This window comes from Borrelia puertoricensis (assembly GCF_023035875.1).
GTDB classification, from domain to species: Bacteria; Spirochaetota; Spirochaetia; order Borreliales; family Borreliaceae; genus Borrelia; species Borrelia puertoricensis.
The window spans coordinates 32,982-52,718 of the sequence record NZ_CP075389.1 but is presented as its reverse complement, the minus strand read 5'-3'; the positions used below and the strand labels follow the sequence as shown (position 1 = coordinate 52,718).

Below are 19,737 nucleotides of genomic sequence, written 5' to 3'. Positions count from 1 at the left end.
TTAAAATATTATATAATAATTACATAAGGAGTGTTTTTATGGGACTTGCGCAACCAGTTATTACACAGCAAATGGTTATAGCTGAACTTACTAAAGCCGGTATTAAAAGAGATATTGCTATTGACCTGTCTTATAGGTATTATAAAAATGAACTGACTTATAAAGATATTGAATTCTTAAAAGAAAACTTTGACATAAAGTTAAAACACTTAGAAGATGGTATTAGTAGTGTTAAGGATGAGCTTAATACCAAAATAGACACTGTAGAGAATAACTTTAACCTTAAGCTTGAAAAAGTTGAAGCTCTCTTACAATCTGAGATTAAATCTGTCAAAACCGACCTAGATAACAAAATTGATTCTGTTGAGAATAATCTTAACACCAAGATTGAAAAGGTAGAGTCAAGCTTACAAGCTGAAATTAAATCTGTTAAAGCCGAACTTGATAATAAGATTGATACTAAATTCAATGTACTCGATAATAAACTTAAACTTCATGGTTGGATGTTTGGAACTCTTATTACCCTTAATATAGGAATATTCTTAGCATTAATGTCATTATTAGTAAAGTAAATTTATTTACCTATTCCTTTATTTAATTGACCTTCTGTAAATTATCTTTTTTTAGTCATTTTTTACAAAAATTATTTAAATTTTGTTAGAAATAATTAGTTTTTGTCAATTGTTGCGTTATATTTTCTCCATATGCTTAATTGATGGTGAAAGGTTAAAGAAGCCATGATTTTAAATAGCAATATAAACGCAAAAGACTTATATAAATATTCAATATTTTTTAGAAACTACATTTCAAATGTAGCAGAAGATACTCTTAAGAATGGAATCACCTTAAATAGTATTAATACTGTTATTAATATTAATGATGCTTTAGAAGCCTTAAAAATAGAGTTAAAGACAGCATTATTGCAGTGCCTAATTAGTTACCGTTTTAATGGTGTTGGATACATTTTAGTTAAAACTGCTGACGCTTTAGAAGATTTACACTTAAGCGTGAACCGAGAACTTCCTACTGGATTTATGTATCTTGACTATAACAGCGTTCGCGATGAGGGGCCTGACTTTACTTATATAACATACAATTTCAAAGTAAATACAGATGAGAAGGTATCTTATAGAGAAGTAAAGATTCATAAGAGTAGGGTAATCATACACTCTAATTATGATTATATACTTAAAGCCTACAGTCCATGTTATACGCAAAGTTTTTTGCTTAATATATATCTTTTTGAAGAAATATATAAAGAAATAGAGCGGCGAATAGGGCAACATAACTTTTTATTTTATAAGGATGAATCATTAGCAACATTACAAGATGCCTTAAGTGATGCTACAAACTCATTAGAGCTTTTAACTAAAGGTGTTAATTATAAGCCAAGCATATTTTCTAACCTGTTTAAAAGAAATGTAGATGAAGAGAAGAGTCATATAAGCGCACTTAAGAGTGTAAATAGAGATTTAGAGCGAGAGCTCTCTAAACTTATATCTAACATAAATAATAATGGTATTTTTTACAGTGGAACACCAGATGCGTCACTTGAAGTTATTAAGTATGACTTAACCTATTTAAAGGACGCATTAGCCTTAGTAAAGGCAAAGATTGGTGCTGACACAAAAGAGCCATTAACTAGAAGTTTTAATGAACAAACCAAGGGGCTTGGGAATGATGGTAAAGGTGATAGGTCTAATTATTATGACTTTTTAAAAAGTGTTCAAGAAGAGTTAGAGATTAGTTGTAATAGTAAACTTGTTAAACATTATCATTTAGACATGAGATTTAATTCACTTTATGTACTAACTGAAGAAGAAAAGTATGAGAGTGATATGCGACTTATAGAATTAGCCCTTAAATATAAGGAATTGGAGTTAAGTAAAACATTAAGCACAAGAGAACTTAATGTTTTAAAGCATAAATTATTTTTTTATGAAGGTTAATAAGGAGATTTTATGAATCAAAACATACAAGAAAATATAGATAGCACACAAAATGATGGCTTAGCTAAGAGTGTAGAGGATAACTTGGAGGGTAGCAATGGTATTACTTTAAGTTTAAAAGAATATAAGGAATATGAAGAATATAAAGCGTACAAAGCAGCAAAAGAATCTGAAGATAAGAATTTAAGTATTAATGAGATGATATCAAAAGAGCTTGCTGATTCACAAGTGCGCTTGGAAGAAGAAAATAGATTACTCAGTGAAGCTACTCGTATTAATGAGATTGATACTTTAGCACGTAAACATTTAAGTTCACATTTCAATAAAGAGACACTTCTTGCTAGGGGATACTCACTGAAAGATATAATACAAGCACAACGTAGGGAACTTGTTAGGAAATATGTACCGGTTGATGATATTCAAGCTATTGCTAATGTAAGGGAAGTACAACATTTAGATGGAAAAGTACTTGAACAACTTGTAAACCTTGCTAAATCAAATATAAGAAAAAGAACTCGCTCTACTACTAGTTCCAGTCCAAAAGGGGAGATTAAACTTGACTTAATAAATGAGGATATATCCATATTAAATTCTAACTTTAGTCCCCAAAACTTTGATGAATTTAGTATTTCTATTGCAAATGGTTATAAAGACATGAGACATGAGTTTTATAAGCTTAAAAGTCAAAAAGCTGCTTAAAGGAGATAAGTATATATGTCACAGACTATAACACAGATTAGAGAAGAATACTTAAAGAAAGTAGAAGAAATACAAGACCTAATGAAGAACCCAAATAGAGATGCTGGTCTATTTCATGTAGATATAGGTTTTAAAGATAAAGGAATACACTTTGCAAATCAAGGTGGGACTATATCCAGCAGTGTTGATAGGTTAGAAAATCATCCAATTAAGGGATATCCATACAAGAGAGGAGTAAAGTTATCTTTTGAGGATGGTTATGAACCTTGTGTTGAGGCTGGGGGTGGTTCTGACCTTTATGGAATATGCATTGATATTGATGAGTTTACTGGGACCGCAACAGTAATTCCTATTACAAATAATTTTACTGGATATTTAGTAGTAAAGAAGAGTAGTCAATCTTCAATTACACCAGGTGTCAAAGTTAAATTTGATGCTAATGGAGAGATTGAAAATGACAGCGGTTCAGGTTCTCGTGTTATTAATGGTACTGCCTTATCAAAGGCATTTAAAATTAATGAAAACCTGTACATAGCACTTGTAAGTATATTTGGGAATCGAGGGATTAATTAATGGTGAGTAGAGAAGATCATCAAGATCCAAACTTAATACCAAATGTTAAGCATGAATCGGTTGATTCTGATATTTATTCTCAAATGGATGATACTGAAGTTATCCAGGTTTTAAAACAACAACTAGAACAAGAACAAGAAGCATCCATGCAAGATGATTCTACAAAAGTTAGGCGAAGAGGTAAGAGACATGCAGCAGTACTAGAGACAGACCAAGGTAAGACGCTTAAAGAATATTTGTTAAAATTGCGAAAATACTCTAAAAGTTTTGATGATGAGTCACCTGTTTTTAAAGCCAAGACTGGATTTAGAGATAAAAATTTAACATTTGATGCTATATGTCAATCTGTATCAAGTAGCACAGATAAATTAGAAGAATACCCATCTTTAGGATTTCCATACAAACGTGCTGTTAAATTAAAAATTGAAACAAGTAAATCTGATGAAGTGCAAGTAGAAGTTTCTGATGGCAAGAATATGTATGGAATATGCATTGATATAGATGAGAATACTAATGTGGCAACGGTAATACCAATAACTGATAATTTTGAGGGTTACGTTGTATCTGGAAGCTCAAGTGGGATTGCAATAGGTGATAGATTAGATTTCAATTCAAATGGAGAAGTGATTAAAGCATCTAGTAGCTCGTCAGTTTCAATTAACGCAATTGCACTAAGTAACATATTTACATTACACCTTACTGATGAGAATGATAAGCGAGGGCAAGAAGATTATAAATTGTATTTAGTAAAGATATCTCTTTATGGTAATAAGGCAATTTCTTAAAATAGGAGGATTACAGTGTCAAGTGTAACTGAGTTAGTAAATAAATATGAAGAACAAGCTAAAAAACTAAAAAAGCTAATGAAGAATCCTAGCAATGATGGTTGTGTCTTTAGTAACACTACTGATTTTAGAGATAAGAATTTACATTTTAGTAATTCTGGCGGGACTCTAACTAGTAAGCATGACAAGTTAGAGAATTACTTCTTTAAAGGCTATCCATACAAAAGAGGAGTAAAACGTGTTGTAGATCCACACTATGAACCACATGTTGAAGCTGGAGGTGAGGATGACCTTTATGGAATATGCATAGATGTTGATGAATTTACTAGTACCGCAACAGTAATTCCTATTACAAATAGATTTCAAGGGTATCTTGTAGCTAAAGATAATTCTATTAAGGAAAAAGATAAGCTTAAATTTAACTCAAATGGACAAGTTGAAAAGAATACTTCAAGTAATAACAAAATTAATGCAGTAGCATTGTCAAATTCAATCGAAATTGATAGTACGGATAACCTTTACATAGTACATGTGGCTGTTTATGGTAATAAAGGTAAGCCAAGTTAATAAATTAAAGGAGTTTAAAAATGTCAGAATTATATGACCAAAACTATTATGCTAAAGAAATAGCAAATGTATTCCCGGAGATAAAAACACCAGTATTTTACAAATGGTTTTCAAATGAACAAATCGAAGATGTCAATTTAACGATAGGATACTTAAAAACAATAAAATGGGATGCGTTTCTTGATGCAAATCCTACAACATTAGTAAATGAAGTTAATACTATTGCAACGATAGGATTTAAATCAGAATCAATCAAGCTTAATTACCTTAGCTTACAGTACAGGTTTAGACATTTAAAGCAAACCGCTGAGAAGTTTTATAAAAATAATGATTATGCAGGTGATGTAAATAACAATTTACTCCCCTTTAGAGAAGCATATAAGCTTGCAAGCAATGAAATTATTAAACTTATTGACCATTTTATCTTAACAGGTGCTGTTTCAATCCAGAGAGATGGAAAGAATGAAAAACGCATGCTTCCTAATATGTACGGACTTCTTAATATGCCAAAACAAGTTAAAGAAGAAGTTCAAAGTAGCGATAAAGATAAAATGGATAAGATATTTGAAAAGATTGAGTCAGGACTTGCAAAATTAGAGCTAGGAGATGAATTCTCAACACCATTTATGGTATTAGTTGATCCACAAACCAGTTTGAAACTTATCAAACCATATGCAATAACAAATACGTCCTCATCATCTAACACCTATTCTTCTAATGATTCATGGGAAGACTTCCTTATTAAGACCATAAAGGCTGTTAATAATAGAAGAGAAGTATATATACAGACAAGTAACTTACTTCAAAATCAGATACTAATTTATCCATTAAATGCAGAGCTTATTAAATTTAAACCAAGTAAATACATGTTGCCAATTCCAAATGAACAAATCGAAGATGTCAATTTAACGATAGGATACTTAAAAACAATAAAATGGGATGCGTTTCTTGATGCAAATCCTACAACATTAGTAAATGAAGTTAATACTATTGCAACGATAGGATTTAAATCAGAATCAATCAAGCTTAATTACCTTAGCTTACAGTACAGGTTTAGACATTTAAAGCAAACCGCTGAGAAGTTTTATAAAAATAATGATTATGCAGGTGATGTAAATAACAATTTACTCCCCTTTAGAGAAGCATATAAGCTTGCAAGCAATGAAATTATTAAACTTATTGACCATTTTATCTTAACAGGTGCTGTTTCAATCCAGAGAGATGGAAAGAATGAAAAACGCATGCTTCCTAATATGTACGGACTTCTTAATATGCCAAAACAAGTTAAAGAAGAAGTTCAAAGTAGCGATAAAGATAAAATGGATAAGATATTTGAAAAGATTGAGTCAGGACTTGCAAAATTAGAGCTAGGAGATGAATTCTCAACACCATTTATGGTATTAGTTGATCCACAAACCAGTTTGAAACTTATCAAACCATATGCAATAACAAATACGTCCTCATCATCTAACACCTATTCTTCTAATGATTCATGGGAAGACTTCCTTATTAAGACCATAAAGGCTGTTAATAATAGAAGAGAAGTATATATACAGACAAGTAACTTACTTCAAAATCAGATACTAATTTATCCATTAAATGCAGAGCTTATTAAATTTAAACCAAGTAAATACATGTTGCCAATTCCAAATGAACAAATTGATAAGGATTCAACTACTATTGCACATTCATACCTTGATTTTGTGCTTGGTGGTCTCTTAGCAACAGCAAATACTATTTTAAGAGTTGATATTAAGGCATAAAGTTAATAATTATTAGGAGAGGAGAAGATATGTCAGGCGAGCTTCAAACACTTCACAGTAAAGTCTTAAGTTTACTTAACTTAAATGAAGACATATTATCATTTACACAGTTTGAAACTTACACAGAATTACTTGAGATGATAATAATTACTAAAAGCATTGATGCTCGTATGCTTAGCTCCTCAAGTCTGATATTACTGCTTTGTTACTATATAGGCTGCAAGCTAAGTCAAGCAGGAGTAATACGTGAATTTGGCCTTGAGAGGATTAAAAATGAAAAGCTAAATGAGCTTGAAATTTCATATCATCCTGCTAGTAATGAGGCTAATACTAATTTAAGTTTTTGTAGACAGTTTGAATCGCTACTTGGTGCTCTAAAAAGCCAAACAAACATGCCCTCTTGTTGTATAGGATTTATAAAGTGATTAGTAACGTTAGAAATGGGTTTTCAAGACTAGCATCAAGAGTAATCTCTTACTTTCAAAATGAAGAGAATTTCAAACTTCACAAAGGTAATTACTCTAAGTGTGAGGAGTTAGATTCCCATGAGATAACTTATGATAAGGGTAAGTTTAGCAAGTTTACAGGGGTACTCTTTAGTATCAAAGCTGACACGCTTGCAAGTTTACCTGAAATTAATCTTTATGATGTTAAGTCACTTCATAAACTTTATACTACCTCTAGTCTAGAGTTTGAACTTAAAGATAGAATTTCAGCTCAAAGTACATTTTATGAAATTTTAAGTATCGACTCTAGTATTGGCTATCTTACTATGATTTTGAAGGAAGTAGAATGGAAGTAGAGATTGGTTGGTTTGATAAACGCAATGCTAAAATTGCAAGTCTTCATCAGATGGGTAGTAGCAAATTGCCTATAAGGTCACATCTTTATTCTGTAGCTGAGGCTTATGAATTTAGAGAGTATATAAATACACCTTATATAAGAACCTGTTTTCTTAAAAGTCCAAAAAAAGGCATGCAAGCTATAGGAGAAGCATTTATTACTTATTACACAAATTATGTCATGTCAAAAAAGGTAAAACCCGCACTATCTAGCAAGACAATTGACTTTAAGAGAGATAAAGGTTCGCATCATCCAGAAGTTACTCTAGTTGATACTGAGGAGATGATACATTCTATTAGCTATAGGATAAATGAGTGATATTAAGTACAAAAGACATACATAAAAGCCTAATCTCGTATTTTAAAAATTTTAAAGAACGTACTTCTAAATTAGCTCTAAATTTAGATTTAATTAATACATACAATCATCCATACATGTCTAAATACACTCTTGAGTGTGCAAACATTATTGCAATTAAATTTGAAAATATGGATGACCTAACATTAGGCTCAAGAGCTGGTGCATTTTATAAGAATGTGAATGAGTTTGTCCTGAATTTTCAAATATTCATCTTAAGTCAGGTTATAAGCTCTAAAGAGAGAGATGCTTATTACACAATGTTTCAAATCTATAGTCTACTTAGTGATTTTATTTATGAGAATACTCATAAGGTAACGCTGCAAAGTGAAGATGAGCGGTACTTAACTGAACTTAATTTTTATATTTATCCTACAACAAATATGCAAAATAGTGGACTTGTTAAAATTGATTCTAATTATAGCAATGCTGCATATTGTTGCAATCAAGCTTTTAAAGCTAGTGTGCAAGTAATCGAACAACTAATTAAGGAGGAGAAGTAAATGCCACAAGATACAATTAGTGTGAATTTGGTACATTCTAAATTAGATATAAATTATGTAAATTACTACACACCTTTACTTGTGTACAAATGTTCCAAAATTAAAGTTAACACCACAACGCCTAAGATTAAGATATTAAACTTAAATATAAATAGCTTTGAGAGACAAATTGATGTACTTGAGAAGGAAGGAAGTAATAGTGATGATGAATTTGGTAAAGAGAAGGAATACTTAAAGGGAGCAATCCAAGCATTCTTCTCAGCAGGTGATTCTGGACTTAAATCAGTTAAACTACTCATATATAAAGAAGGAACTGAATCAAAAGCAATAAAATCAGAGCTTAAAGACAATAGATATACATTTATTGTACTTATAAACACTTACGTAAATAACAGTGATGGTGGTGATGGGCTTGTACTTTACAAAGATGATTATACACATTTTAAAGACGATAAGCACTTTTTTGTATTTGCAACAAAAGAATCTGAAGTAAAAGAGTTGTTTAAAGATGGTGCGAATTCTAAATCTAAAATTATTGTTATCCACTCACAAGGTGATGCACATCTTCACTTAAGATTTATATCTAAATACTTACATGAAGCTAGCATATTTCAAGCTGCTAATCCTTATGGACTCAAATTTAGCAGCTTGGAGCCTATTACTGATAATGATACAATTTCTAAACTTCGGAACGCGAATATTAATTTTTATGCACTGCTTAATGAGACTGGTCTTGATGGTGTTAAAGCTTTTAAAGAAGGAGTCACACTTGAAGGTGCTCCAATTGATGAAATTTTCACTTATCATTATATCAAATATGAACTTACATCACAGCTTATTAGAGTATGGAATTTTAATAACAGACAAAATAGTAAATTATCAGAATTGCAACTCTCAGGTAAGCGAGACAATGCTTACAGTGCGGCTGTTGAGTGTATGCTTAAACGTTTCATTGATAGGGGTGTAATTGTTGCGTACTCTAATCTTAAAACCCAAATATCACCAACACAAGCTCTAAAGCTTTTCTTATCAGTAGAGATTACTTATAACTACTCTATGAACGCAGTTCTTCTAAACATTACAGCACAAGATATACAAAATTACTTAAATAGCTTAAAGGAGACTTAAGAAATGACACAATGTTATGATTTAAGAAACATAGTTTTCTCTATTGGCGGCCATGAGATTCAAAGCGGTAAGTTAGAACTTACAAGTGAACCTACAACAAGAGCGGTAGCTAGCAGTGAAGATAGAGGAATGCCTATAGTTAGCTTTAGAGACCCTAGAACCATTGTTTTCATATTCAATATTGAGGTTTCAATTGGTACTTATGATTACAAACTCCTAACAAAGCTTTCAAAAGACCAATTTTATAACATATCCAAAAGTAAAAATGAAAGAATGTTAGATTTAGTATTCAATGACCTAGAAGACATCAAAATCATATCTAACTCTGCATTTTTTGCAGAAGAACCTTCAAGAAGTTACTCTGTTGAAGCTGAAAAAGTTACTTTTGAGATAAGAGCTGTTGGATGCACAGTTGACAATTAAATTTAATAATTAAGGAGGATTTGTGATTACACGTTACAAAATGAATATTTTAACTAAAAGTAAGACGCATACATTTGAAGTTAGAGTACTTCCTGTTTACAAGTGGGACTCTATATTAGGATTTTCACAAAGTGAAGGCATACATAAACTAAATGAAATTAAATACTTAAACGAAATTACTAATTTAATGATTAAACCTGGATTTTTAGATGAATTTTATCTTATCTTAAATGAAAATAGAGAGTACATTACTTACTATAAAGAATATCTTCAAGCCATACTTTACTCAATTCAGTTTGATACATTCAAATCAGATCCTGACTTTAAGAGACCAAATTTAGTTTACTTAAGTCATTATCTAAATAATACTAGTGGCTTTATACAATTTGATTACATTGATGATAGTTGGAATTATGAAGAGATAATACAAAATATCAAAATATAGAAGGTATTTAAAATTTATGAAAAGCAGTAGTAATGAGTATATACAAGTATTACATGAAACTAAGCTTGAATATTTTAAGCTACTTGAAGAGATAAAACAAAACAAATATTTCTTTCCAATTATCATGGGTGTTTGCACTTTAAATGACGTCAAAACACTAAATTATAAAGATTTAATGGAAGTTAACAAAATATCTGAACTTAAACTTGAAAAGCAAATATTTGAAATGTTCCTTAGTAAAGGTGTATTATGAACACAACAAAATTTACAATTAAATTTAAAGGTGTACTTGATCACGCATCAACTCGCAAATCTTTAGAGAGCGACATTTCTAAACTAGAACGTTTAATTAAACCTAAGCGATCACATCTAAAGAGTACTAAGGATATATTAAAACACAATTTATATGAGAAGAAACGTGAACTATCTAAACAAAACAAATATGAACGTTTAAGGGAGGGTGTAGAAAAGTTTAGACTCAGTGAGACTAAAAAACTCATTAAGCTTGGATACACATTTGAAAACGCTAGGCGAAAAGCATTCAAGCATTCCTTAATGTCAACTAAAGAGCTAAGACTACTAGAATATGAAAATTTGAAACGTGGGCGGCACAAAGAAATAGCACTTAACAAAACCGTTCAAAGTAGTATTCTTAAAGGCGCTAGTATTTTAAAAATCGCTGCTGGGACTGCTCTTGGAAATGCTGTTAGTAGTGGTGCTTCGGGAATATTTAGTTATGCTAAGAAATCTTTAGAAGACAATGCAAAATTAAGTAAAACACATTCAATTACTTCAAAAGTATTTACAGAAGGTGAGAAGAAATCACTAAGTGGTATGCTTAAAGGAATTTCCGGATTTGAAAGGGATTTAGAGAGAGAAGATTTCCTAAACTTGGCTGGGATAATTAGAAAAGAACTCGTATTTTTAGGTCAAAACAATGAAAGTAATCTTAAAAAGGCAGTAGAATTTGCTGCAAAGCTTAAATCTACTGGGGTTGTTGATGATACTAACTCGGCTACCAAAGCAGTAGTAGAATTCTTGCAAGGTAAAAGCGGTCCTCTTTATGACATTATGAGCTCATTTAAAGAGTTTACTGGTAAATATAATGAACGAGCCGCAATGGAATATGACATACTAGCACCAGGCCAGGCCCTTGATTACAGAAGTCATAAACTAAAGGAAGTAATTAACGATTGGAACTCACTTAAATTTCCTACTTACTCAAGCTCGAGCGAAGAGGCTAAAAGTAGCTTAGAAAAGCTTAATGACACAGGTTCAAAACTTACTGCCAAGGTATTAGAACCGTTAGTTACTTCTTTAAACAAAATACTCGATTGGGCTTTAACGTTTAATTTTCAAACACATGTTACCGACCCTTTAATAAAGGGCATTAAAAGTATTTTTTCTCTAGACGCATTAATTGCAAGACTTAAAGCAATACTTCCTAAATTTTTAGGCGGAGATGGTGGTAAGAGTCTTGATAAACTTAAAACAGAAGAAGATTCAAGTATAAGGACACCTTAAATATATGATATCACAAATTACAACTGATTTTACTTATAAATACAAAGACACAGCACCCCTAAAGGCAACCCTAGACCCTTTAAATCTTACACCATCACAAATAACAAATATTCTTAAAGAAACATTTAATGAAATCTCTACTGTGTTTATGGCATATAATTTCTTAAGTTTATGTCCAAGGATGGACTTTAAAGGACTTGGATATGTCCCTCAAGGGTTCTTCATTTTACCTAAAAGTGAACTAATTAGCACAACTTACACCACAACATGTTCAAAACGTCCTGTAATTGACTATTATACACGTAAAGCTGAATATGTAAGCTACAATCCAACTTTTACTGGCGAAGTTATCACACTAAATAATGCTGTATTAACTAGTGCTTATAAGGAACTGCTTAATTTTTCAACCAGTACGGCTTTTGGAAAGTTAATTTTTCCTCATACTAGTAATTTAGCAAAACAACAACTGGTTAACAGAGTTCAAGAGAGTGTACCATTTAGCCTCTACAGCCCAACTCTAGGGTTTAGAAGCATAGTTGCAATTACATCTCTTACCCTTAAAGACACAGTATACCTTGATGAGGTTGAAATTAGTCTCACATTAGAAGTTCTTAAAACATTTAATGTATATAAAGGATAAGAAAATGGATCTCAGGCTTATCAAATACGACTTTAAAATCGAATTTTATAACCTAAGTCAAACTAGCACATCAGAAGAAAAACCTAAAATCATAATTAAAACTGAAGACGGTATACACATTGACATATCAATATCTGATATTTACTCAAGCAATAATTATGTGTGTGCAAAGAGAATCAAGCTAACTCTTTGGAATTTATCTCTTGATTTTACTCGTAATGTAAATGAAGGAGATATTGTAAAGATATTTTATAAAAAATTTGCTGACTCTAGAGATTATGATTTTATTATGTCAGGGTATTTAGGTGTTCCTATGAGTACTGATTATGATACTGGTGATTTTAGTGTTGATCTTGAAGTTCATCTGTCAACAAAAAGTAATTATTTCAATCGCAAACTTGACATAAATCAATTTCAAGGCATGAGTGTAGAGAATGCCATCTCTATAGCATTTCCTAATAGACATATAATCAATATGAGTTATGCTGATAGAACAAAAATTATAGATGAGAGTTTTTGTGCAAATACTCCTCTTGAGTTTATTGAAAAGATAACTAAAAAGTATGTTCAAAGTGTTAGGACAGATATTATACCTAAAGATCAAAGACAAATTATTAAAGAATCAACTCTAGGACTTGAGCATGTTGAGTGTAATTATATCTTTACTAACGCAACACCTGAAGCTGGACATACAAATTATTTACTACTTGAAGATTTTGGTCTTCACTTTATCCCGCAACAAGAAATTGCTATCGGAAGTACCCGCAATATAAGACTTATATATTGGAATGCCAAGATTATGTATACACACAAACTAAAAGTTGGTGATAGGGTCAAATTTCTAGACTCTCTGGGGAGTGAAGTTAAGAGTAGCATTATAGAGACTAGTGCTGCTTTAAGCAATACTGGTGAGTGCTCACTTACCTTGAAGCTTTATGATGACTCTAATTATTTAAATATCAAAGGAGAAGCTAAATAAATATGAACTTGAATTATGAAATATACAGAATGAATAGCCAAATGAAAGGTTCAGCACTAACACAAGAAGAGATCAAACTATGGACTTACAGAAACATCTTTATCTCTAGGCTAGGAATAATTAAATCTTTTAACTCCTCTACACAAGAAGGTGTTGTTTTACTCTCTGGAGAGACAGATTTAGAGATTAAAACACGAAATATATCAAATATGCACTTTAATCTTAGCGAAGGTGAGAGTGTTATCCTTCTTCAAAGTAGTATTAACCTTTTTAATGAGGATGATGATAATTATTTTGATAAAAACTATTTCTATATTCTAAAGCCTATTAATATGCAAAATGTTACTATCAAAGTTAATGACTTTGCAATTGACATACAACACCCAATAGACATTAAAGCTAATAATACAAGTTTAAAGGCAGTACTAGAAGAGATTGTCTCTTGTCTATACAATTTAAGGGTTACTGGACAATCAGTCGTTGATCCTAGTTTTTACAGTAATCTTACAAAGATTACAACTAAGATAAATATGTTACTTAAATAGGTTTTTGTTAAATTAAGCAATATACTTGCTAACTTGAGGGTTAGACATTGGATTTACAAATTGACAATCAATTTAATTCTGTCTTTAATGAGGACTTAGCATTAATTAATGGAATAAACGAACAAAAGCAACGTTTATTTATTTTCCTTAAAACTCCAAAGGGTAGTATTAAAAATGCTCCTAATTGGGGATTTGATTATGATTTAGCTTTAAGATTTGCTAAGGTAAGCTCTTTAACACAAATTAAAACTTACCTTTCAAATATTATACAAGACCTAAAGATTGACGCTATCAACATTGAAACAAAGCTAAATAAATATGAACTTGAATTATGAAATATACAGAATGAATAGCCAAATGAAAGGTTCAGCACTAACACAAGAAGAGATCAAACTATGGACTTACAGAAACATCTTTATCTCTAGGCTAGGAATAATTAAATCTTTCAACACCCCTCTACACAAGAAGGTGTTGTTTTTACTCTCTGGGAGACAGATTTAGAGATTAAAACATACGAAATATATCAAATATGCACTTTAATCTTGTGCGAAGGTGAGAGTGTTATCCTTCTTCAAAGTAGTATTAACCTTTTAATGAGGATGATGATAATTATTTTGATAAAAACTATTTCTATATTCTAAAGCCTATTAATATGCAAATGCTACTATCAAAGTTAATGACTTTGCAATTGACATACAACACCCAATAGACATTAAAGCTAATAATACAAGTTTAAAAGGCAGTACTAGAAGAGATTGTCTCTTGTCTATACAATTTAAGGGTTACTGGACAATCAGTCGTTGATCCTAGTTTTTACAGTAACTTCAAAGATTACAACTAAGATAAATATGTTACTTAAATAGGTTTTTTGTTAAATTAAGCAATATACTTGCTAACTTGAGGGTTAGACATTGGATTTACAAATTTGACAATCAATTTAATTCTGTCTTTAATGAGGACTTAGCATTAATTAATGGAATAAACGAACAAAAGCAACGTTTATTTATTTTCCTTAAAACTCCAAAGGGTAGTATTAAAAATGCTCCTAATTGGGGATTTGATTATGATTTGGCTTTTAGATTTGCTCAAGGTAAGTTCTTTAACACAAATTAAAACTTACCTTTCAAATATTATACAAGACCTAAAGATTGACGCTATCTACATTGAAACAACGATTATAAATAAAAATTAAACATTACATTTGAATTTGCAAACGACACCCTAGATATGGAGATTTGCATATGAGTATTCTCTTTGATCCTGACTTTGGAACTTTAAAACAGGATATACAACAAATAATTAATACCAAACGTGAATATTTAAAAGACATGTTTGGAATTACATTTAATAATGACCCCACACAATTTAGTGTATCACTGTGTTACTGCACTAATAAAATAAAAAAATATGAGATGATATTTAAAGATTACCTCTTCTTAAACAAATTGCACCAGATAGATTTAAAAAATAAAAACATAAAACATTAAAACTTTTAAAGATAAAAAAAGTAAATAGTAAGTCTCAATCGAAATAGTAATGGTAATATTAAAATTAAACTCAAATAGCATAGGCAAAGATTTACCTAATATTAGATGACTTGATGATGAGTGAAGATAAGAGTCAAATTACAAACTCTAATCTTAAAGCATTAATTTGGGAGACACTTTATCTTACATGTCCTGTTGGTACAGTTTTTGAAGGCGATATTCTCATAGATGGAATTAATAGCCAAAACCAAAAAATTGATTACAAAGTATCAATTGGCAAACGCAAGTACGCATATCTTAAGAGTAAATACAAAGTCAATCTTGAAAATCACATATATTTGAACATTGACTCTAAAATTAGAGAAATTTATACTCGAATTAAAAATAATAACTACACAGATATGGGAATCAGTTTTGAATATCAAGATTTCTTTGCTCCTGTTAATGAAATTAAAGGTGTTCATTGCATTGACATCTCCATTGCTATAAAAGATAACCTGGAGGTAAAAATTACTGATATTAATACAAGTGAGTTCAAGCAAAATGAGAATATTCAAATTCAAGCAAATGAAATTTTAGATCTAGATTTTAATGCTGATCGCTTGCTAATTGATATCTCTTCATAAAAAAAAGGATAGATTATGGTAAATATACCTACATTTCTTAAAGACACCCAAGTTGAAAAAATAATAAATACTGAACTGGTGTTTATAAATAAAATCATAAAAGAAATTAAAGAGCTTATTGCTAATTTTGAAGATACTCATGCTAGCGAGCATTTAAATTCAAGATTCATAGCGTTTTGGTTATCTGATATACTACAAATTATTTACTCAACCAACCAAACACTTGACACACTTGCTAAAAATATTGATAGTGTGCTGTTTGCTCTACGTCATATTGGAACACATGAATCATTTATAAAACTATTTAAGGCTTTTCTTAATGTTGATATTGTGCCTACTACCCTAGAACCTGGTGTTATTAATATCAAACTTAAGAGTCATATTAAAACTAATGTTATCGTATTTATTGTAGGTAGTACTCCAAAAGACACCCCATATAAAAAAATTATATTCAGGACTAAAGAGAATGGGCAAATCTTTAAAAAGCTTGGACTATGACCTTGCTTCCTAAAGGATATGAGCATTCAATTTATGCATTTATCAAAAAACTGATTCCTATTGGAAGGGTACTTAAGATACAAAACCATGAGGGTAAATTCGTCAGAGAATTTAAAGGATAATAATTTAAGGAGATTTTATGTCAACTCAAGCACAAGAGAGTGTTGTAAAACACGATGATACAATTGAGATTAAAAATCTAAATAAAGTAACCAAACTTGAACCTACTAATCTTTTAGTCCTAGATGATGGGTTTTCTAGTTGTCATGCCATTACTCTTGATAACTTCCATAAAGACTTACATACAAAAATATTTATTGATGATGGCGATCGAAAGAATGATTTCAAACAAGTTATCAAAACACTAATTGCCAATGAATTACTAGGTGACTCCAACTTTATAAACCAAGTTTATAGTCAAGTACTTACCAAATTTTTAAATGATGACTCTAGTAGTATTTCAAAGACATATAGTAAAGTTGTAGAAAAACTTAACAATAATGAATCTAGTGTTATGGACAGTATTATAAGTAAAGTTACAAATAAATTTGAATCTAACTTACCTGAAGATAATTTAAGCAAAAGTCATTACCTTATAGGACTTTACTACTCTAGTTTAAAGAAAATCCCAGTACAAGAATATCTAACTGGTATTAGTAATAGTTTTAGTGTAAGTAGTACTACTACAATAAGAGCAACTAGTTATAATAGTAGTGACGATTATTATAGAAACACTGTGTACATGTCTAGTTTAAAATATGGTCGTTATATTTTTGAACTTGGAGCCACATCCACATCTAACCATGAAGAAATTATTATACAAACAGACAGTTCATATGATGATACTCCTATATATTTAATTGTAAAAGTTGATGCAATCTCTAATTCAACTGCTCAATCTAACAAAGAAGTAAGCATAAAATATAGCTATTCTTCAAAACGAACCCTATTTAGGCTTTCAAGTGTACACGGCGGTACAGGTTTTAATGGAAATATTTTAGAAGGTTGGTATATGCAAAAGAATGTGAGTGGCTCTCCTTTACTTGTGAAGCTATAATTTTTTATTTGTATTTTTTACCTTAGTTTTTGCTATATTGATATATAGTTGTATCTACCAAATTAAATTAAAGGAGAGACAAATTGAATGAACTTGATAATAATTTATTAAATTTTTTACTTCAACTAATTAACATCAATGAAGTTAAGTTAGTTATTATTGCTGCATTTATCTTAAGTCTTGGGCTGATTTTCAAGCCAGCAATTAAAGATATACTAACTATTTTAGCTAGTAAGATAAAAACACAAAAAGGAGACACAGATAAAGGGGAGGATTTATGAAATTAAGCACTGCTAAATTAAGTGTTGATATTTTAAATAACTTTACCGAAATTATTAAAAATAATCATCACGGGAAAAATACTGCTACTTACATCAACATTTTTACTAAAGTGGTTAATTATTTTTACGCTCTATATGAGGCTAGCATATACCAAATGGAAGGGAGGGAGGCTATTAAACTACTTTCTGAAATTGAGGAGATACTAAGGATTAACATTGAAATTATAGAAAATTCTATTGACTCTGATGAGCTTTCAAAATACACATCTCAACTTAGAGCTAAACGTAACAAGATAATGAGTACTTACATCAAAATGTTAAAGGAGGCATAATTTGAGCAAATTTATAAAATTGACCCTCTCAACACTTATTCTCTCATGTACATCCATAGCATCACTAACTGAAGAACCAACACCACCTAAAACACACACTATTAAAGAACTTAGTGTCTATGAAGCTAAGTTATCTGATTATGTTATGTACTTACAAGTATTCTTAACTAGAACAAAGAAAAAGGTTAATGACCCAAAGTATCCTAAGTTTACTTATTTTGACGCATCAACACTGAAATATGAGAGTACAATTGATAATTTAATGTTTAACATCAATTTGTTTCAAGAATATATCAGTATAACTAAACCCATTGTCCAAATGGTGTATAGGAAATATTCAAAATTACAAAATTAAATAAAAAAGAGAGGTTTTTATCTTAAGGCCTCTCTTTAAATGGAATAGAGATTATACTTAATTATTACATAGATATCCAAAATTATCATCACTAGCTATATATCCAAATAATTTGAGTGGACTCTGGCCATATTTTGACTCTCTGCAGGCTAAAAATTTAGAAAAACCTTCAATTACTTCTGGATCAGACTTTGTTCTCTTTAAATAACTATTTATAAGATCTCTCCAATAATCTATAGTCTTAAGCTCTGGTTTAGTTTCAAAAAACTCAAGTATACTCGAATCATCAGCATTATTTAATTGCAGTAAAAACTTATCTATTGTTTCTAAACTATCAAAAGGTGTATGATCTAATACCGAATGCATTCTTTTAGATGCTTGAAGTAAATTTTTGTAATAATGATACTTAACGGGTATACGTTTAGGCAGCTTATCAAGACTAGTTACAGATTTGTGACTTACAGGTGGCTGTTTTGTTTCACCTTTAGTTACTCTTTTAGTATTAACAGTTTTATCTCTCTTTAGAGAATTTACAAGTGGAACATTTACACTACTGGCTAATTCCTCATTAGCTCCTTGAATATGCTCCAATGAACTAGCATCGGTGTCAACTTCACTCTCTATTGATAGGTATCCTACAAGAGCATATCTTTTATGATATGTTATGCATGAACCTACAAGTTGCGATAAAGTATTTTGATTCTTTGCCCCTAGAGAAGAAAATTCTTCTGTGTAAATTGGAGTATCAAATGACTCGCTATACCCACTACTTGGACTGTAAAATGTTGTTGTAATAACATTAATTGTATTATTTCCCACAACTTTAAATGTTGGACATTGCAGGAAATCAATATCTAAATTGTTACTCTTTATAACATTCTTTATCTCTCTGATTATCTCATTGAAATTTTGATATTTATACCCATATCCATTAAGATTCTTAGCAACACCACTTAAATTCATACGTAGACTGTATAGAGATTTTAGAAAGTTTACCCTTGCTTGATTCTCATCAGTTACTAAAGCTTGATTATTTACTCTTATATCTGTTACTTTTATCTTTTGTTTACCCAGTTTCTTAACTGCTCTGCGCATTCTAGTTTTTGTCATATTTAAACTCCTGTTTCTATGTTATAAATATAATTTTATTATCAAAAACTAAACTTGTCAATTTTTATTGCATTATTTTCAGTAACTTTTATATGAAAAGTATTAAAAAATAAGATTATTAAAAAAATCCTTAGAACATAATTAAGAACTCTTAAATAGAATGCTTAATCACGCTCTAAGGCTTATCCTAAACGAACATAAAACAGGTAGTTCTAAATGATAGCACTACTGATAACAACTAGTGTATAATAAAGCTAGAATAAAATCA

Annotated in this window: 30 protein-coding genes and 2 pseudogenes; 31 read left to right on the top strand and 1 reads right to left on the bottom strand. The window is 30.5% G+C overall.

Annotated features, from left to right (window positions below; translation table 11 throughout):
- Nucleotides 1-38 precede the first annotated feature (38 nt).
- The 31 genes and pseudogenes from bdr (at nucleotide 39) to bpuSUM_RS07085 (ending at nucleotide 18,359) form a co-directional block, all read left to right on the top strand.
- A complete protein-coding gene (gene bdr, locus bpuSUM_RS07225) occupies nucleotides 39-572 on the top strand; it encodes a Bdr family repetitive protein (protein WP_247067309.1) in 534 nt (177 codons plus the stop codon).
- 165 nt (nucleotides 573-737) lie between these two features.
- Nucleotides 738-1,949: an anti-CBASS protein Acb1 family protein gene (locus tag bpuSUM_RS07220; protein WP_247067308.1), complete on the top strand. Its 1,212-nt coding sequence runs from the start codon at nucleotides 738-740 to the stop codon at nucleotides 1,947-1,949.
- 12 nt (nucleotides 1,950-1,961) lie between these two features.
- A complete protein-coding gene (locus tag bpuSUM_RS07215) occupies nucleotides 1,962-2,648 on the top strand; it encodes a DUF1357 family protein (protein ID WP_247066949.1) in 687 nt (228 codons plus the stop codon).
- Between the two features lie 15 nt (nucleotides 2,649-2,663).
- On the top strand, nucleotides 2,664-3,221 hold the full coding sequence (locus bpuSUM_RS07210) for a DUF228 domain-containing protein (protein ID WP_247067306.1): 558 nt from the start codon (nucleotides 2,664-2,666) through the stop codon (nucleotides 3,219-3,221).
- Nucleotides 3,221-4,006: a DUF228 domain-containing protein gene (locus bpuSUM_RS07205; protein WP_247067304.1), complete on the top strand. Its 786-nt coding sequence runs from the start codon at nucleotides 3,221-3,223 to the stop codon at nucleotides 4,004-4,006. The genes bpuSUM_RS07210 and bpuSUM_RS07205 overlap by 1 nt, the downstream gene beginning before the upstream one ends.
- Nucleotides 4,007-4,021: 15 nt before the next feature.
- Nucleotides 4,022-4,573, top strand: coding sequence for a DUF228 domain-containing protein (locus bpuSUM_RS07200; protein ID WP_247066943.1), 552 nt, complete (start codon nucleotides 4,022-4,024; stop codon nucleotides 4,571-4,573).
- A gap of 884 nt (nucleotides 4,574-5,457) precedes the next feature.
- Nucleotides 5,458-6,336, top strand: a pseudogene (locus tag bpuSUM_RS10090) (hypothetical protein); the annotation flags it as partial.
- Nucleotides 6,337-6,365: 29 nt separating this feature from the next.
- On the top strand, nucleotides 6,366-6,761 hold the full coding sequence (locus tag bpuSUM_RS07190) for a DUF3890 domain-containing protein (RefSeq protein ID WP_247067146.1): 396 nt from the start codon (nucleotides 6,366-6,368) through the stop codon (nucleotides 6,759-6,761).
- Nucleotides 6,758-7,138 carry a DUF1506 family protein gene (locus tag bpuSUM_RS07185; protein ID WP_247067300.1) on the top strand — a complete coding sequence of 127 codons (381 nt, stop codon included), beginning with the start codon at nucleotides 6,758-6,760 and terminating at the stop codon, nucleotides 7,136-7,138. The genes bpuSUM_RS07190 and bpuSUM_RS07185 overlap by 4 nt, the downstream gene beginning before the upstream one ends.
- The gene (locus bpuSUM_RS07180) at nucleotides 7,129-7,497 is read left to right on the top strand and encodes a hypothetical protein (RefSeq protein ID WP_247067298.1); all 369 of its coding nucleotides are present in this window, start codon (nucleotides 7,129-7,131) and stop codon (nucleotides 7,495-7,497) included. The genes bpuSUM_RS07185 and bpuSUM_RS07180 overlap by 10 nt, the downstream gene beginning before the upstream one ends.
- Nucleotides 7,494-8,039, top strand: coding sequence for a DUF764 family protein (locus tag bpuSUM_RS07175; RefSeq protein ID WP_247066934.1), 546 nt, complete (start codon nucleotides 7,494-7,496; stop codon nucleotides 8,037-8,039). Before bpuSUM_RS07180 ends, bpuSUM_RS07175 begins: the two co-directional genes overlap by 4 nt.
- Nucleotides 8,040-9,167, top strand: a complete 1,128-nt coding sequence (locus bpuSUM_RS07170) for a DUF787 family protein (protein ID WP_247067284.1) — start codon at nucleotides 8,040-8,042, stop codon at nucleotides 9,165-9,167.
- Between the two features lie 3 nt (nucleotides 9,168-9,170).
- Nucleotides 9,171-9,590 carry a DUF1463 family protein gene (locus tag bpuSUM_RS07165; protein ID WP_247066930.1) on the top strand — a complete coding sequence of 140 codons (420 nt, stop codon included), beginning with the start codon at nucleotides 9,171-9,173 and terminating at the stop codon, nucleotides 9,588-9,590.
- 22 nt (nucleotides 9,591-9,612) lie between these two features.
- Nucleotides 9,613-10,035, top strand: coding sequence for a DUF1473 family protein (locus bpuSUM_RS07160; RefSeq protein WP_247066929.1), 423 nt, complete (start codon nucleotides 9,613-9,615; stop codon nucleotides 10,033-10,035).
- Between the two features lie 16 nt (nucleotides 10,036-10,051).
- Complete coding sequence (locus tag bpuSUM_RS07155) at nucleotides 10,052-10,288, top strand: DUF1322 family protein (protein WP_025407617.1); 237 nt, start codon at nucleotides 10,052-10,054, stop codon at nucleotides 10,286-10,288.
- Nucleotides 10,285-11,559, top strand: a complete 1,275-nt coding sequence (locus bpuSUM_RS07150; RefSeq protein ID WP_247067282.1) for a DUF759 family protein — start codon at nucleotides 10,285-10,287, stop codon at nucleotides 11,557-11,559. The genes bpuSUM_RS07155 and bpuSUM_RS07150 overlap by 4 nt, the downstream gene beginning before the upstream one ends.
- Before the next feature lie 4 nt (nucleotides 11,560-11,563).
- Complete coding sequence (locus bpuSUM_RS07145; protein ID WP_247067280.1) at nucleotides 11,564-12,199, top strand: DUF792 family protein; 636 nt, start codon at nucleotides 11,564-11,566, stop codon at nucleotides 12,197-12,199.
- A 4-nt stretch (nucleotides 12,200-12,203) separates the two neighbouring features.
- Nucleotides 12,204-13,178 (top strand): DUF693 family protein, encoded by a 975-nt coding sequence (locus bpuSUM_RS07140; protein ID WP_247067278.1) that lies wholly within the window; start codon nucleotides 12,204-12,206, stop codon nucleotides 13,176-13,178.
- 2 nt (nucleotides 13,179-13,180) lie between these two features.
- Nucleotides 13,181-13,723 carry a DUF777 family protein gene (locus bpuSUM_RS07135; RefSeq protein WP_247067276.1) on the top strand — a complete coding sequence of 181 codons (543 nt, stop codon included), beginning with the start codon at nucleotides 13,181-13,183 and terminating at the stop codon, nucleotides 13,721-13,723.
- Nucleotides 13,724-13,770: 47 nt separating this feature from the next.
- Nucleotides 13,771-14,058 (top strand): contractile injection system sheath initiator, encoded by a 288-nt coding sequence (locus bpuSUM_RS07130; RefSeq protein ID WP_247067274.1) that lies wholly within the window; start codon nucleotides 13,771-13,773, stop codon nucleotides 14,056-14,058.
- Nucleotides 14,042-14,224: a DUF777 family protein gene (locus tag bpuSUM_RS09910; RefSeq protein WP_283848863.1), complete on the top strand. Its 183-nt coding sequence runs from the start codon at nucleotides 14,042-14,044 to the stop codon at nucleotides 14,222-14,224. The genes bpuSUM_RS07130 and bpuSUM_RS09910 overlap by 17 nt, the downstream gene beginning before the upstream one ends.
- Nucleotides 14,164-14,432, top strand: a pseudogene (locus tag bpuSUM_RS09905) (DUF777 family protein). Before bpuSUM_RS09910 ends, bpuSUM_RS09905 begins: the two are co-directional and overlap by 61 nt.
- A gap of 188 nt (nucleotides 14,433-14,620) precedes the next feature.
- Nucleotides 14,621-14,836, top strand: a complete 216-nt coding sequence (locus bpuSUM_RS07120) for a hypothetical protein (RefSeq protein ID WP_247067273.1) — start codon at nucleotides 14,621-14,623, stop codon at nucleotides 14,834-14,836.
- Nucleotides 14,837-14,964: 128 nt separating this feature from the next.
- On the top strand, nucleotides 14,965-15,210 hold the full coding sequence (locus bpuSUM_RS07115; RefSeq protein WP_247067271.1) for a DUF276 domain-containing protein: 246 nt from the start codon (nucleotides 14,965-14,967) through the stop codon (nucleotides 15,208-15,210).
- A gap of 89 nt (nucleotides 15,211-15,299) precedes the next feature.
- Nucleotides 15,300-15,836, top strand: a complete 537-nt coding sequence (locus tag bpuSUM_RS07110; RefSeq protein ID WP_430644665.1) for a DUF276 domain-containing protein — start codon at nucleotides 15,300-15,302, stop codon at nucleotides 15,834-15,836.
- A gap of 15 nt (nucleotides 15,837-15,851) precedes the next feature.
- Nucleotides 15,852-16,334: a DUF735 family protein gene (locus bpuSUM_RS07105; protein ID WP_283848862.1), complete on the top strand. Its 483-nt coding sequence runs from the start codon at nucleotides 15,852-15,854 to the stop codon at nucleotides 16,332-16,334.
- Nucleotides 16,331-16,456, top strand: a complete 126-nt coding sequence (locus bpuSUM_RS09900; protein ID WP_283848861.1) for a DUF735 family protein — start codon at nucleotides 16,331-16,333, stop codon at nucleotides 16,454-16,456. The genes bpuSUM_RS07105 and bpuSUM_RS09900 overlap by 4 nt, the downstream gene beginning before the upstream one ends.
- A gap of 17 nt (nucleotides 16,457-16,473) precedes the next feature.
- Complete coding sequence (locus bpuSUM_RS07100) at nucleotides 16,474-17,391, top strand: DUF685 domain-containing protein (RefSeq protein WP_247067267.1); 918 nt, start codon at nucleotides 16,474-16,476, stop codon at nucleotides 17,389-17,391.
- A gap of 83 nt (nucleotides 17,392-17,474) precedes the next feature.
- Entirely contained in the window at nucleotides 17,475-17,672 is a 198-nt protein-coding gene (locus bpuSUM_RS07095; protein ID WP_247067265.1) for a BlyA family holin, read from the top strand.
- Nucleotides 17,669-18,004, top strand: a complete 336-nt coding sequence (locus bpuSUM_RS07090) for a BlyB family putative holin accessory protein (RefSeq protein ID WP_247067078.1) — start codon at nucleotides 17,669-17,671, stop codon at nucleotides 18,002-18,004. Before bpuSUM_RS07095 ends, bpuSUM_RS07090 begins: the two co-directional genes overlap by 4 nt.
- A 1-nt stretch (nucleotide 18,005) precedes the next feature.
- Nucleotides 18,006-18,359: a BBA14 family lipoprotein gene (locus bpuSUM_RS07085; RefSeq protein WP_247067069.1), complete on the top strand. Its 354-nt coding sequence runs from the start codon at nucleotides 18,006-18,008 to the stop codon at nucleotides 18,357-18,359.
- Nucleotides 18,360-18,416: 57 nt separating this feature from the next.
- On the opposite strand, the gene bpuSUM_RS07080 is transcribed toward bpuSUM_RS07085, so the two are convergent.
- Nucleotides 18,417-19,469 carry an ERF family protein gene (locus bpuSUM_RS07080; protein ID WP_247067264.1) on the bottom strand — a complete coding sequence of 351 codons (1,053 nt, stop codon included), beginning with the start codon at nucleotides 19,467-19,469 and terminating at the stop codon, nucleotides 18,417-18,419.
- Nucleotides 19,470-19,737: the final 268 nt, after the last annotated feature.